The organism is Phyllobacterium sp. P5_D12 (genome assembly GCF_054049495.1).
The window spans coordinates 1-1,108 of sequence record NZ_JBFUMG010000949.1; the positions used below are offsets into that span (position 1 = coordinate 1).

Consider the following 1,108-nt stretch of genomic DNA (forward strand, 5'->3'; position numbering starts at 1 on the left):
TTCCGGTACGGGGCGAGATGGTGCAGGCGGTCCCTGGGTATGAGTTTCACGTGTTGGAAGCTGACCCCCGACGCATTCGCAAGGTACGTATTGTGCCTCTACGCCACGCGGCKGAACGCCGGCCAACCCGCCCTGTCAAGCAAGAAGATCCTGCGGATCAGCCGTCGGATCATGGCCAATGATCGTTTTCCTCGTGTCGCGCCTGTGAATGTCACAATATCCCGAGCCGAAAAAGAGACGGGCGTAATGCAACGGTTGGCGGGGAAAATCATTCTTCTGTCGGGCTGGAAGCGGGTTGCGCTGGCGTTCCTTATGGGCGCGCTCGCAAGCTTTGCGCTTCCGCCCTATGATTTCTTTGCCGTTTGTTTCATATCGTTTCCGGTTCTTGTCTGGCTTATTGATGGGGCCGTCGACAATTCTGGCGCTGGACCGATCCGCCGCTTGCTACCGGCCGCGATGGTGGGCTGGTGGTTCGGCTTTGGCTATTTCGTATTCGGGCTCTGGTGGATCGGCAATGCTTTGCTTGTCGACGCCGCCAATTTTGCCTGGGCCATACCTTTCGCCATTCTCGGGCTTCCTGCTTTCCTCGCCATCTTTTATGCCCTTGCGGCAGCGCTCGCACGGCTGTTGTGGAGCGATGGTCTTGGCCGAATATTCGCGCTGTCCTTTGGCTTTGGAATTGCCGAATGGCTGCGATCGTTCGTTCTGACGGGCTTTCCCTGGAACGCCATAGGCTATGCGGCTATGCCGGTGCCGGTTCTGATGCAATCATCGGTCATCGTCGGGCTGCTCGCGATGAATGCGCTAGCCGTGATCGTTTTTTCAATGCCTGCGCTGCTGGCAGGTCGGCATGGTCTGAGAACTGGCACTATTCTCGCACTTGTCCTGGTATCTGCCCACGTCGGATTCGGCGTCTATCGTCTCAGCAATGCAAAGGTCGAGGCCAAGGGGCTGCAAGTGCGTGTGGTCCAACCATCGATCGCGCAGGATCTCAAATGGGATGCCGACGCACGGCGGGGCATAATGGATAAATACCTCGCCATGACCGGTGAAGTACCCAAGGACGGTAAACCCAAACCGCAGCTCATCGTTTGGCCGGAAACAGCAG

1 protein-coding gene and 1 pseudogene are annotated in these 1,108 nt (G+C 57.6%); both read left to right on the forward strand.

Going from position 1 to position 1,108, the window contains the following annotated elements; all coding sequences use genetic code 11:
* A pseudogene (locus tag ACXJ5O_RS27885) lies at positions 1–182 on the forward strand (magnesium/cobalt efflux protein); the annotation flags it as partial.
* Positions 183–246: 64 nt separating this feature from the next.
* Positions 247–1,108, forward strand: an 862-nt coding sequence (gene lnt, locus ACXJ5O_RS27890; protein WP_457302742.1) for an apolipoprotein N-acyltransferase, incomplete at its 3' end; no start/stop codon positions are given.